The organism is Aquabacterium fontiphilum (genome assembly GCF_009909205.1).
GTDB classification, from domain to species: Bacteria; Pseudomonadota; Gammaproteobacteria; order Burkholderiales; family Burkholderiaceae_C; genus Aquabacterium; species Aquabacterium fontiphilum.
Window position 1 is genome coordinate 221,884 of record NZ_JAAAPN010000003.1, and the last position, 13,093, is coordinate 234,976.

Genomic DNA, 13,093 nt, shown 5'->3' on the forward strand with positions numbered 1-13,093 from the left:
CGGTTCACGGGCCTTCCCGTACCAGCGTGATGGCGTCGGTCTGAGGGGGCGGAGCGATTTCGCAGCGGTTGCGCCCCCCTTGCTTGGCGGCGTACAGCGCCTGATCGGCGCGCTCCAGCGTGCGGTTGAGCGTCAGGGGCAGGTCATGCACGGCGATCCCGGCCGAGAACGTCACCCGCAGCGTTGGCACACTGGTGCTGGCGCTGCAGCGTGCCAGTGCCTCACGCAGCCGTTCCAGGGCCACGTGCGCTTTCTGGGCGCCCGTGTTGGGCAGCAGAAACAGAAACTCTTCGCCGCCCCAGCGGCCCAGACAGTCGGTTTCGCGCAGCACCATGCTGGCCGCTGAGGCAAAGGCCTGCAGTGCCTGGTCGCCCACACGGTGCCCGTGCACGTCATTGACGCGCTTGAAGTGATCCAGGTCGATCAGCGCCACGGTGAACTTTTCGCCATAGCGCTCGTAGCGCTTGATGCTGTGCTCCAGCCGCTCCTGCATGTGGCGACGGTTGTACAGGCCGGTCAGGGCATCACGCGTGGCGAGCTGCTGGACCTGGGTGAGCGCCTCACGCAGCGCCCGGCGCTGCTCGGCCATGCGGTTGCGCCAGCTGGCAATCTGGTAGGCCGAGTAAATGAGCGCCGGCAGCGTGCCCATCATCAGCTCGAACCGAATCAGCTCCAGCGCGGGCGGGTAGTAATCTGGCTCGAGGCTGGACAGCACCCCCATGGCTGCGCCCAGCAGCAGCATGGCAGCCACCCCGATGATCACCGAGTGCTTGGGCGTGTGGGTGTACATGCCGAACACCATGACCAACGCCAGCAACACCAGCACCACGCCACGATCGTCCGGGCCCACGGCGGTGTAGGCAAAAGCGATGGCCAGCAGCGCGAAGATGATCTGCGGGATCATGAGCGTGGGGTCGCTGAAGCGGCGACTCCAGCCACACCGCACCAGGCCATAGAACACGGCGTAGGCCGGCATCGATGTCCAGGTGAGGAGTGTGGGCGCGAAGGGCCGCATCAGACCGATGCTGGCTGCGTGGTAGGCCGCGCTGCAACAGACGGCGTACATCAGCGCGCACAACAAGATGGCAGCCGTGCGGGCACGCGTGGCGCGATCAGGGCCGAAGATGCTGGTGGTCAGCCTGCCCATGGCCTCCACAATGGGGTCGGGCGAGCTGCCACCTTGCCATGCGGTGTCGCTCATGCGCTTCCCTCCACAACGATCGAAACCGGCTGTGCTGTAGGCGGACCGGAAGCATCCTGGTGAATGCAGCAGCGGTTGCGGCCCTGCTGCTTGGCTTCATACAGTGCGCGGTCCGCACGCTCGACCAGCTGTTCCAGGGTCTCATCGGGGCGTGCCTGGGCCAGGCCAGCCGAGAAGGTGGTCCTAAGCCGGTTTTGTTCCAGCGGGACGCTGTCGGCCATGGCCTGTCGCAGCCGGTCGATGGCCGACAGCGCGTCCTGGGCGGTCACCTGCGGCAGCAGGCAGAGAAACTCTTCGCCGCCCCAGCGCGCCATGCGATCAACCTCGCGCAGCCGCGACCCGCTGAGCCGTGCAAAGGTCTTGAGCACCTCGTCGCCCACATGGTGGCCGTGTGTGTCGTTGATGTGTTTGAAGTGGTCCAGGTCGATCAGGGCGACGGTCAGGGGCTGCCCATGGCGCTGCGCCAGCTTCAGTTCGGCCTCCAGCAGGTCGGTCATCACGCGGCGGTTCATCAGGCCGGTCAGCATGTCCTGGGTGGCCATCTGCTGCAGGGTCTGCAGCGTCTGAGTCAGCTCTTCGGCCTGAGAGCCGATGCGCATGCGGATGTCGCTCACCCACTTGGCAACCAGAGACAGCATCAGCAGGGTGGCCCCGCCGACGATCAAATGGGTGAGCCCCTGGCTCCAGGGGTAGCGCTGGGGATCCTGCCAGCTCAGCCAGCCCACGGCGAGCGCGAAGATCGACACCGTGTACAGCCCCAGCGCGAGCACGTGCGCGGGCTTGAGCCGGAACATGGACACCACGATGGCCTGCGCGATGAGGATCATCACATTGCCCCGGCTTTCGCCGATCTGGGTGTAGGCCACCACGCACAGCCCCACCGAGATGACCGCATGGGGCAGGGTCAGGACCGGATCGGCCAGGTGCTGTGTGCGACCGCTGCGCACCGCCAGATACATGCTGCCGAAGATGGCGATGCTGGCCCAGGACAGCATTTGCGCCAGCCCCGGCGGGATGATGTCGAGATACTGAGAGTGCCAGATCACCCCCAGGCAAACAGCGTACAACTGCAGCGTCAGCAGCACGAACACCACGTGGCGGCGCAAGCGCGGCTCGCGGCCCAAAATGAGCACAGCCAGGGGGGACAGCCAGGGGGGAAGGGTCATCTGAGTGAACGTGCCTTTGGGTCACTATCGGCCAGATGGTGGACAAGCTGTAGCGAGTTGTCGTCCTCGATTCCCAGGGTTTGCCGCGGTCTCGCCGCGGTGAGGCGGTCAGGTTGCGCGGTCGGGTGGCGGCAGGTAGCGCGCGTCCGAATACGTGAGCAGCCATTGCGGCTTGAACGCGACAAAGATCGCCGTCAGCATGCCGGTGCTGATGGCTTCACCCCATCCCAGCAGCCAGTGGGCCAGGAGCCACTCGTCGTCGCCCAGGCTGAGTGGCTTGCGGCCGGCCAGCCAGGCCAGCACGCCCATGAATGTGACGGACAGCGCGGTGGTGAAAAAGCCGCGACCCAGGATGTAGACGAACAGGTGATGGGGCAGCCACCGGCGAATGGCCAGACCCAGCGCAAGCGCGAATGTGCCGGGCAAGACGCCGAGCCAGACCACGTGCGCCACCCAGGGGCCCCACTGGGGTAGGGTGCCTTGCGACAGCCCTTCAGACAGCAGTGACACCAGCGGCAGCGTCCACATGGCCAGCGGCCAGCCGAACATCAACACCAGCAGGCAGGCGCCGGACAGGTGCAAGCTGAAGCCGCTGGGCATGAGGTGTTGCGTCCACCAGGCAAAGGGCAACAGGATCAGGGCGGCCAGCCAGGGACTTTGCAGCGGTGCGTGGCGCAACGGCAGCCACGGCTTGAAGGCCAGCGCGAGCAACAGCGTGCCGGCCAGCACGCCATGCTCGAGCCAGCCCAGGGGGGACATGGCTCAGCCCAGCAACCCGGTTTCGGCGCCGAGCTGCGGCAGATCCACGCGGGGGGCCGGCTTCCAACCCTTCTTGCGGTGCTCGACCACCACGTTGGTGTAGATGCCGCCGCGCACATACCACTTGGCCGTGATGCGCAGGTAGCGCGGCTTGATGGCCTTGACGATGTCGCTGAGGATGTCGTTGGTGACCTTTTCGTGGAATGCGCCCTCGTTGCGGTAGCTCCACATGTACATCTTCAGGCTCTTGAGCTCGACGCACAGCTTGTCGGCGATGCAGTCGATCGTGAAGTGCGCGAAGTCGGGCTGCTTCGTCAGCGGACAGAAGCAGGTGAACTCGGGCACCTGGAACTGGATGACGTAGTCGCGCTCGGGGGCCGGATTCGGGAACACATCGAGCTGACGCGAGGGCACCGAGGGCGGCACCGCCGGTTTTTCACGCTCGCCGACTGTCAGGGCCCCAGAGGTCGCCTCGGCACGGGGCTTGCGGGTGCGGGCAGGTTGCGCGGGAGAGGGGCGGGCGGGTGCGGTCTTGGCCATGGTGAAAAAACACTGCGTTGTCGCCCGGGCGCGCTGACGGCTTCGGGCAAAAACGCAATGCTATCATCCCCCGCGCATTCAGAAGGCAAATCAGGCCGGTCTCGCGGCTGAATAAGCTAGACAAATCAACAACTTAGCGGGTGGTCGGAGCAGGCGTCCCGCCCCCAGGAACCCACCGGACACGCAGCAGCATGCGCCTGACGTCGATCAAGCTCTCCGGCTTCAAGTCGTTTGCCGAGCCCACCCATTTCCAGCTGCCCGGGCAACTGGTGGGCGTGGTGGGGCCGAACGGGTGCGGCAAGTCCAACATCATGGACGCCGTGCGCTGGGTGCTCGGCGAATCGAAGGCGTCGGAGTTGCGTGGCGAGTCCATGCAGGACGTGATCTTCAACGGCTCGACCAACCGCAAGCCGGCCAGCCGCTCCAGCGTGGAACTCGTCTTCTCGAATGAAGAAGGGCGGGCCGGCGGCCAGTGGAACCAGTTCAGCGAGATCGCCGTGAAGCGGGTGCTGACCCGCGATGGCACCTCCAGCTACTTCATCAACAACCAGCCGGTGCGCCGTCGCGACGTGCAGGATGTGTTCCTGGGCACCGGTCTGGGGCCGCGCGCCTACGCCATCATCGGGCAAGGCACGATCAGCCGCATCATCGAGTCCAAGCCCGAAGAACTGCGCCTGTTCCTGGAGGAAGCCGCTGGCGTGTCCAAGTACAAGGAGCGCCGCCGCGAGACGGAAAACCGCCTGAAGGACACGCGTGAAAACCTCACGCGGGTGGAAGACATCCTGCGCGAGCTGAACAACAACCTGGACCGGCTCGAAAAGCAGGCCGAGGTGGCGGCCCGCTACCACACCCTGCAGGAGCAGGGCACCCTGAAGCTGCACCAGTTGTGGTTCCTCAAGCACCGAGACGCCGCGCAGGAAGAAAGCCGCGTGAAGCTGGCCGTGCTCGAGGCCACCAACGCACTCGAAGGCCGCATGGCCGAGTTGCGGTCCGTTGAAGCCCAGCTGGAGCAGGTGCGGCAGGATCACTATGCAGCCAGCGACGCCTTGCACGCAGCGCAGGGCGAGCTGGCCCAGGCCAGTCTGGAGGTCAGCCGGCTGGAAGAACGTATCCGCTACGTGGTCGAAGGCCGTCAGCGCGTGGTGCAACGGCTCGACGAGTTGCGGGCGCAGAACGCCCAGTGGGCCGACCGCCGGCAACAGGCCGAGCAAGAGCTCGAGACCCTGGCGGAACGCATGGCGGCCGCCGAAGAGCAGGCCGAGATTCTGGCTGCACAGGCCGAAGAGCTGGCCGGCAACCTGCCTGCGATGGAAGACGCCGTGCGCGCCGCCACCCAGCGGGCGAACGACCAGCGGGGCGCGGTCAACCAGGTGCAGCAACAGATTCAGGTGCTCGCGGCCGAGTCGCGCAGCATCGACGAACAGTCTCGTCAGCTGGGCCTGCGCCGTGAACGCCTGCAGGCCGAGCGCCAGGGCCTGGCGGCACCCGACGACCACAAGCTCAACGAGCTGCGCCAGCAACTGGCTGCCTGCGAGGAAGAGCAGGCGGTGCGTGACGCGCAGTTGCAGACGCTGTCTGACACCGTGCCCGAGCTCGATGAGGCGCGCCAGGCCGCCCAGGGCGAAGCCACGGCCCAGCAGGCGCGCATGGCCGAACTGAGTGCCCGGCTTGACGCGCTGCGGGCGTTGCAGGACAAGGTGCAGACCGAAGGCAAGCTCAAGCCCTGGCTGGCCAAGCACGGGCTGGACGGGCTCCAGGGCCTTTGGCAGCGCCTGCACATCGAAACCGGCTGGGAAACCGCCCTTGAAGCTGCCCTGCGCGAGCGCCTGTCTGCGCTGGAGGTGGGGCGGGTGGAAACCGTCCGGGCCTTTGAGCTGGATGCCCCGCCAGCCAAGCTGGCCTTCTACAGCGCACCCCAGGCGCCCATTGCGAACACCCATGCCACTTTGCCCCGCCTGTCGGATCTGGTGCGCGTGCAGGAGCCGGGCCTCAAGGCCCTGCTGAACGACTGGCTTGAAGGCGTCTACACCGCAGCCGATCTGCAGGCGGCCCTGGCCGCGCGTGGGCAGCTGACCCATGGCGAGGTCATCCTCACGCGCGCTGGCCACAGCGTCAGCCAGTTTGCGGTGAGCTTTTACGCTCCTGATTCCGAGCAGGCCGGCATGCTGGCCCGCGCACAGGAAATCGAGAACCTCGACAAGCAGGTGCGCGCCCAGTCCCTGATGGTGGACCAGGCTCGCGCGGCGGCCGTGCGCAGCGAGGCCGCCTATACCGAGGCCGCACAGCGACTGGCCACGGCCCGTCGCGATGCGGCTGAGTCGCAGCAGCGCACGCACCAGCTTCAGGTCGAGGTGCTGCGCATGACGCAGCAGGCTGAACAGACCCACGGCCGTCGGGCGCAGATCGACGGCGAGATGGCCGAACTCGACGCCATGCTCGACGAACTCCAGGAGCGCCGCGCCACGGGCGAAGCACGCTTCGAAGAGCTGGACATCAGCCTGGGCGAGACCCAGGAGCGCCACGCCACGCTCGAAGAAGCCGTGATCGAGGCGGAGCGTCGCCTGCAGCAGGCCCGCGAGCAGGCCCGTGCGCTGGAGCGGCAGGCACAGGAAGCGCAGTTCGGCGCCCGCAGCATGGCGGCTCGCCGTGGCGAGCTGCAGCGCGCCATCGAGACCGCACTGCAACAGATCGAAGCCAACGAGGCCTCGATGGGCCAACTGCAACAGGAACAAAGCCAACTGGACGACGCCTCGGCACAGGCCGGGCTGGACGAGGCCCTGGCGGTTCGGCTCGCCAAAGAGGGCGCGCTGTCGCAGGCCCGGCAGCACTACGAAGCGTTGGCGACCCAGCTGCGTCAGGCCGATGAGCAGCGCATGGGCTTCGAGCGCAGCCTCCAACCGTTGCGTGACCAGATCACGCGTTTGCAGCTTGAAGAGCAGGCGGCTGCGTTGGGTGGCGCGCAGTACATGGAGCAGCTCGCCGCCGCCGAGGTGGATCTGGCCGTGCTGGCCGAAGGCATCGAGCGCGAGGGCGTGAAGCTCTATGGCTTACAAAGCGAGATCGACCGCATCCAGCGCGAGATCGCCGCGTTGGGGGCCGTCAACCTGGCGGCGCTGGAAGAGCTCAGCTCAGCCCGCGAGCGCAAGGGCTTTCTGGATGCCCAGATGGCCGACCTGCTGGACGCCATCCAGACCCTGGAAGACGCCATCCACAAGATCGACCTGGAAACGCGCGACCTGCTGGGCTCGACCTTCAACACCGTCAACGAGCATTTCGGCCGCATGTTCCCGAGCCTGTTTGGCGGGGGCAGCGCCAAGCTGGTGATGACGGGCGACGAGATCCTGGACGCGGGTGTGCAGGTCATGGCCCACCCGCCCGGCAAGAAAAACAGCACGATCCACCTGTTGTCTGGCGGCGAGAAGGCGCTCACCGCCATCGCGCTCGTGTTTGCCATCTTCCATCTCAATCCGGCGCCGTTCTGCCTGCTCGACGAGGTCGATGCGCCGCTGGACGACGCCAACACCGAACGCTACGCACGCCTGGTGCGCAGCATGTCTGCCCACACGCAGTTCCTGTTCATCTCGCACAACAAGATCGCCATGGAAATGGCCGACCAGCTGGTGGGCGTGACCATGCAGGAGCAGGGCGTGTCCCGCATTGTGGCCGTGGACATGGAAGCGGCGCTGGGCATGGCCCACGCAGCCTGAGGACCCTGAACCAATGACCGATTCGCTGACGCTTTATCTGGGTTTGCTGGGGGCAGCCGTGTTGCTGCTGGTGCTGGTACACGGTTGGTGGCAGGCGCGCCGCACGGCGGCCCGCCAGCCCAAGCGGGTTCCCATGGAGCCGGTCGACCCCTTGGCCGCGAGCCTGGACGACATCCCGACCCAACCCATGGATGCGCCTGGCGGTGACGCGCGGGACGGCATGCCCGGCGGCGCGCCGCCGGTGCGGCGTGGTGGCGTACGGCTGGATCCGCTGGTCGACGCCATCGCTGTGCTCACACTGGAGTCGCCGCTCAGCGGTGACCACATCCTGCTGCACGTGCCGCCTACCCGCCGTGCAGGCAGCAAGCCCATGCTGATTGAAGCGCAGCGCGTGGACGGTGGCGAATGGGAGCCGCCTCAGGCCGGCGTGCTGTACCGCGAGCTCCAGGCAGGCGTCCTGATGGCCAATCGCACGGGCAGCCTCAACGAGATCGAATACTCCGAGTTCGTGCAGAAGGTGCAGACGATGGCCGATGCACTGGGCGCGGCAGTGGAGTTCCCTGACATGCTCGACATCGTGGGTCGGGCCAAGGAACTTGACGCCTTTGCTGGCGCCCACGATGCCCAACTCGCGCTGCGCCTGCGCGCCCGCGGCAGCGCGTGGTCGGTCGGCTATGTGCAGCAGCAGGCGGCTCGCCACGGCTTTGTTCCTGGCGCCCTGCCGGGCCGGCTGGTGCTGCCTGCCACCGAAGACGGCGCCCCGCCTGTGCTGACATTGCAATACGACGCCCAGGCCGCGTTTGCCGAAGACCCGGAAGAGGCGACGGTGCGCGAGCTGGTGCTGGCCTTTGACGTGCCGCAGACCGGGCAAGAGCACCAGCCCTTCAAGGCCTGGTGCGCAGCGGGCGAGGTGCTGTCGATGGCGCTGGATGCTGGCATGACCGATGACCAGGGCCATCCGTTCACGCCGGCTGCCTTTGCCTCGATCGAGGCCGAGCTGGAGCGCCTGTACGCCGCCCTGTCTGCGCGCGACCTGGCCGCTGGCGCTGCCACCACCCGTCGACTGTTCAGCTGAGGGCGCATGGCCCAGTCCGACCTTTTTGGGGCCGAAGCGGACTCCGCAGGGCAGCCGGTGGACCCGGCGCAGGCCGCTGCAGCGCTGCGGGCCGAGCTCAACGAGCATGCCCACCGCTACTACGTGCTGGATGCGCCCATCATCCCCGATGCCGAGTACGACCGGCTGTTCCAGGCCTTGCAGGCGCTGGAGCACAGCCATCCCGAGTTGATCACGCCGGATTCGCCCACGCAGCGCGTGCTGGGCAAGGTCTTGCCTGGCTTCGAGCCGGTGCGCCATGCCGCGCCCATGCTGTCGATCCGCACCGAGACCGACACCGAGGCGAGCGGGGCGCTGGCCTTCGACGGCCGGGTGCGCCGGGAGCTCGGCCTGACCGAGGCCGATCCGCCCGTGGACTATGCGGCCGAACTCAAGTTCGACGGCCTGGCCATCAACCTGCGCTACGAAGCCGGCGTGCTGGTGCGCGCAGCCACCCGGGGCGACGGTGAGGTCGGCGAAGACGTAACGCAGAACATCCGGACCATCGGGCAGATCCCGCTGCGGCTCAAGGGCTGCGATGCGCCTGTGCTCGAGGTGCGTGGCGAGGTGTACATGCGCCGCGACGATTTCGAGTCGCTCAACGAGCGTCAGCGCCAACGGGGTGACAAGACCTTTGTGAACCCGCGCAACGCTGCCGCCGGTGCCGTGCGCCAGCTGGATCCGGCGATCGCGGCCCAACGGCCGCTGCGCTTCTTTGCCTATGGTCTGGGCGAGACACAGGGCTGGGACGTGCCCCCCACGCATGCCGGCGTGCTCGATGCCCTGTCGGCCATGGGCTTTCCGGTCTGCCAGCACCGCACGGTCGCGCATGGCGCGACCGAACTGGTCGCGTTTCACGAGCGCATTGGAGCGCAGCGCGATGGCCTGCCTTACGACATCGATGGCGTCGTCTACAAGGTCAACCGCCGCGACCTGCAGGCGCAACTGGGCTTCGTCACGCGCGAGCCCCGATGGGCCGTGGCCCATAAATACCCGGCGCAGGAGCAGGTCACGCAGGTAGAGGGCATCGACGTGCAGGTGGGACGCACGGGCAAGCTGACCCCGGTGGCCCGGCTCAAGCCGGTGTTCGTGGGGGGGGTGACCGTCACCAACGCCACGCTGCACAACCTGTTCGAGCTGCGCCGCAAGCAGGTGAGGGTGGGCGACACCGTCATCGTGCGGCGGGCCGGCGACGTGATCCCGGAAGTGGTGGGCCGTGTGCCCGGTCCGCGGCCGGCCTATGTGCCGAACTTCCACATGCCTTCAGGCTGCCCCGTGTGCGGCAGCACGGTGGTGCGCGAGCGCGGCGAGGTGGACCACCGCTGCAGCGGCGGCCTGTTCTGTGCGGCCCAGCGCAAGCAGGCACTGCTGCACTTCGCGCAGCGCCGCGCCATGGACATCGAGGGCCTGGGCGACAAGCTGGTGGACCAGCTCGTGCAGGGCGGCCTGGTGCGCACGCTGCCCGAGTTGTACAAACTCGGTGTAGCCCGTCTGGCCGTGCTGGACCGCATGGCTGACAAGAGCGCAGCCAATGTGGTGGCCGCGCTGGAGAAGAGCAAGACCACGACCTTGCCACGCTTTCTGTTCGGCCTGGGCATCCGCCATGTGGGCGAGACCACGGCCAAGGACCTGGCCCGGCATTTTGGCAGCATGGACCGGATCATGGATGCCACCGAGGCCCAGTTGCTGGAGGTCAAGGACGTGGGGCCGGTGGTGGCCCAGAGCATCCGCACCTTCTTCGACCAGCCGCACAACCGCGAAGTGGTGGAGCAGCTGCGCGCCGCTGGCGTTACCTGGCCCGAGCATGAGCCTGCCGCGCTGGCCGATGCGGCCAGTCTGCCATTGAGCGGCAAGACCTTGGTGCTGACCGGCACCCTGCCGACGCTCAGCCGTGAGGACGCCAAGGCCCTGATCGAGGCCGCAGGCGGCAAAGTGGCCGGCTCGGTGTCGCGCAAGACGCACTACGTGGTGGCTGGCAGCGAAGCCGGCAGCAAGCTGGACAAGGCGCAGGAGTTGGGCATCCCGGTGCTGGACGAGGCCGGTCTGCAGGCGCTGCTGAGCCACACCGCGGGCTGACGCGGCATTTGCCACGCGCAGGCGCACACCTGCGCTCACAAGGGCTTGGCGCGGCGCACACGTCCGCCCACAATCAGGTCATGACACACGACACCGTGTCCGCCTTTGTGCTGTTGCTGCTGGTGCTCGATCCCTTCGGCACCCTGCCGGTGTTCATGTCGGTGATGTCGAGCGTGCCGCCACGCCGCCGGGTGTGGGTGGCGCTGCGTGAATCCGGTGTGGCGCTGGCCGTGCTCATGCTGTTCATGCTCGGTGGCGAGGCGTTCTTGCGGTTGTTGCGCCTGTCCGAGCGTTCGCTGGAAGTGGCGGGCGGCGTGATCCTGCTGCTGATCGCGATCCGCATCATCTTTGGTTCGGGTCAGCGGCTGTTTGACGAGGTGCGCGCCGACGCGGGGCAGCGCGAGCCGCTTGTCTTTCCGGTGGCCGTGCCCCTGCTGGCCGGTCCTTCTGCCATGGCCACGGTGATGTTGCTGGCTTCGCGTCAGCCCGCGCAACTGGCCAACTGGGTGTTGGCGCTGGTGGCAGCCATGGCCGTTTGCGCCGTGGTGCTCATGGCCAGTGACCGGCTCAACCGCTGGCTGGGCGAATCGGTTGTGTCGGCCATCGAGAAGCTGATGGGGCTGATTCTGTGTGCCGTGGCGGTCGAGATGATCCTGGCAGGCCTGACGCGCTACTTCGGCTTTGCCACCTGATGCTGTCCGAAACTGGCGCGCGCTCAGTCGGGCGTGTCCTCTGACGGGGCCCCCACCGCGAACGACTGCAGCAGCTCCAGCGGAATGGTTTCAAGTGCGGCTTCGTGGGTTGCCTCGAGCACCACGGGGGGCGCCACTCCGGCCCGCCATGCTTCCAGCCAGCGCGCCGCACACAGGCACCACCGGTCGCCCGGCCTGAGCCCGGCAAAGCGCCATTCGGGGCGTGGGGTGATCAAGTCGTTGCCGCGGCTCAGCGAGAAACTCAGAAATTCCTGCGTGACCCGGGCGCAGACCACGTGGCGGCCGTCGTCCTCGGGGCGCGTGCGGCAGCAGCCATCGCGGAAATAGCCGGTCAGGGGCGCGTAAGAACAGGCGCGCAGCGGGCCGCCGAGCACGTTGCGACCCGGAGTGAGCTCGATCGACATCTACAACTGGCCAGACGGCAGGAACGAAGGGAAGGGCGAATGGAAGCGGGGCGTCAGGCCTTGGGGGTGCCGCGCTGCACCAGGGTCATGGCGGTGCCGATCAGGCCAGACAGATCGCTCATGTTACTGGGAACAATGAGGGTGTTGTTCTTCTGGGCCAGTTGCGCGAAGGCGTCCACCGCGCGCTCGGCCACCTTGAGGCTCACCGCGTCCTGGCCGCCCGGCGACTGGATGGCGGCCGCCACCTTGCGCAGCGCGTCCGCCGTGGCCTCGGCCAATGCCGTGATCGCGGCGGCCTCACCCTGGGCCTTGTTGATCTCGGCCTGCTTCTCGCCCTCGGAGCGGGCAATGAAGGCCTCGCGTTCGCCGGTGGCGATGTTGATCTGCTCCTGGCGGCGGCCTTCGGAGGCGGCAATCAAGGCGCGCTTCTCGCGCTCGGCCGTGATCTGGGCCTGCATGGCGCGCAGAATCTCGGCCGGGGGCGTCAGATCCTTGATTTCGTAGCGCAACACCTTCACGCCCCAGCTCGAGGCCGCTTCGTCAAGCGCGGCCACCACGGCGGCGTTGATCAGCTCACGTTCCTCGAAGGTCTTGTCCAGCTCCATGCGACCGATCACGCTGCGCAGCGTGGTTTGGGCCAACTGGGTGATGGCCGAGATGTAGTCGGACGAGCCGTAGCTGGCGCGCATCGGATCGGTCACCTGGAAATAGAGGATGCCGTCGACCTGCAGCTGTGTGTTGTCCTTGGTGATGCAGACCTGGCTGGGCACGTCCAGCGGGATCTCCTTGAGCGAGTGCTTATAGGCCAGCCGATCGACGAAGGGCACGATGATGTTGAGGCCCGGGGTCAGCGTGGCGTGGTACTTGCCCAGCCGTTCGACCACCCAGGCATTCTGTTGAGGCACCACCTTGAGCGATTTCGCCACGAAGATGACCGCGATGACCAGCAGGATGATGGCGATTTCCATGGATCAGATCCTTTCGATGATGAGGTGATTGGACTCGACCGCGACGATGCGGTGCGGGCCAGTGACCGGCTGGCTGCCGGGCGCGGGCAGGGCCGTCCAGTCTGAGCCCCGGTAGTGCACGCGTGTGCGCCCGTCCTCGCCCCACGCGGTCACCATGACGGTGGCACCGACGTCCAGGTGATCCGGATCGCCGGCAGGCGCCGTAGCCCCGGCGGGAGCGGTGTGATCCAGCCGCTTCTGTCGGATGCGGTGCCAATACCAGACGGCGCCCCCGCCCACGACGGCCGCTGCCGTGATCTGCCAGGGCAAGGACAGACCCAGCCACGCCGCCGCGCCGCCAAAGGTGGCGCCCAGGGCCAGCATCAGCAGGTAGAACGATCCCGACACCAGTTCGAGCGCCACGAGGACGCCAACCAGAATCCACCAGACAAGCGAGTCAGACATGATGCACAGCAGGGCAGACGAT

General features: G+C 67.2%; 11 protein-coding genes. 4 read left to right on the forward strand and 7 right to left on the reverse strand.

What is annotated here, in order from left to right; genetic code table 11:
• Positions 1-4: 4 nt before the first annotated feature.
• From GTZ97_RS04830 to queF, 4 genes are all read right to left on the reverse strand, one after another.
• Positions 5-1,201, reverse strand: a complete 1,197-nt coding sequence (locus tag GTZ97_RS04830; protein ID WP_161649409.1) for a GGDEF domain-containing protein — start codon at positions 1,199-1,201, stop codon at positions 5-7.
• A complete protein-coding gene (locus tag GTZ97_RS04835; RefSeq protein WP_161649411.1) occupies positions 1,198-2,367 on the reverse strand; it encodes a GGDEF domain-containing protein in 1,170 nt (389 codons plus the stop codon). The genes GTZ97_RS04830 and GTZ97_RS04835 overlap by 4 nt, the downstream gene beginning before the upstream one ends.
• Positions 2,368-2,475: 108 nt before the next feature.
• The gene (locus GTZ97_RS04840; protein WP_161649412.1) at positions 2,476-3,126 is read right to left on the reverse strand and encodes an energy-coupling factor ABC transporter permease; all 651 of its coding nucleotides are present in this window, start codon (positions 3,124-3,126) and stop codon (positions 2,476-2,478) included.
• 3 nt (positions 3,127-3,129) lie between these two features.
• Positions 3,130-3,552, reverse strand: coding sequence for a preQ(1) synthase (gene queF / locus GTZ97_RS04845; protein ID WP_330863553.1), 423 nt, complete (start codon positions 3,550-3,552; stop codon positions 3,130-3,132).
• Between the two features lie 305 nt (positions 3,553-3,857).
• Between queF and smc the strand changes: the two genes are divergently transcribed.
• The 4 genes from smc (at position 3,858) to GTZ97_RS04865 (ending at position 11,234) form a co-directional block, all read left to right on the forward strand.
• Positions 3,858-7,373 carry a chromosome segregation protein SMC gene (smc, locus tag GTZ97_RS04850; RefSeq protein WP_161649415.1) on the forward strand — a complete coding sequence of 1,172 codons (3,516 nt, stop codon included), beginning with the start codon at positions 3,858-3,860 and terminating at the stop codon, positions 7,371-7,373.
• A 13-nt stretch (positions 7,374-7,386) separates the two neighbouring features.
• A complete protein-coding gene (locus tag GTZ97_RS04855) occupies positions 7,387-8,448 on the forward strand; it encodes a cell division protein ZipA C-terminal FtsZ-binding domain-containing protein (RefSeq protein WP_161649417.1) in 1,062 nt (353 codons plus the stop codon).
• A gap of 6 nt (positions 8,449-8,454) precedes the next feature.
• Positions 8,455-10,542, forward strand: a complete 2,088-nt coding sequence (gene ligA, locus GTZ97_RS04860; RefSeq protein ID WP_161649419.1) for an NAD-dependent DNA ligase LigA — start codon at positions 8,455-8,457, stop codon at positions 10,540-10,542.
• A gap of 80 nt (positions 10,543-10,622) precedes the next feature.
• Entirely contained in the window at positions 10,623-11,234 is a 612-nt protein-coding gene (locus GTZ97_RS04865; RefSeq protein WP_161649420.1) for a MarC family protein, read from the forward strand.
• A 23-nt stretch (positions 11,235-11,257) separates the two neighbouring features.
• Here the strand turns inward: GTZ97_RS04865 and GTZ97_RS04870 are convergent, their stop codons facing one another.
• From GTZ97_RS04870 to GTZ97_RS04880, 3 genes are read right to left on the reverse strand one after another with little or no spacing between them, the layout of a single operon-like run.
• On the reverse strand, positions 11,258-11,659 hold the full coding sequence (locus GTZ97_RS04870) for a DUF2237 family protein (RefSeq protein ID WP_161649423.1): 402 nt from the start codon (positions 11,657-11,659) through the stop codon (positions 11,258-11,260).
• Between the two features lie 53 nt (positions 11,660-11,712).
• Positions 11,713-12,627, reverse strand: coding sequence for an SPFH domain-containing protein (locus GTZ97_RS04875; RefSeq protein ID WP_161649424.1), 915 nt, complete (start codon positions 12,625-12,627; stop codon positions 11,713-11,715).
• A 3-nt stretch (positions 12,628-12,630) separates the two neighbouring features.
• Complete coding sequence (locus GTZ97_RS04880; RefSeq protein ID WP_161649426.1) at positions 12,631-13,071, reverse strand: NfeD family protein; 441 nt, start codon at positions 13,069-13,071, stop codon at positions 12,631-12,633.
• Positions 13,072-13,093 lie beyond the last annotated feature (22 nt).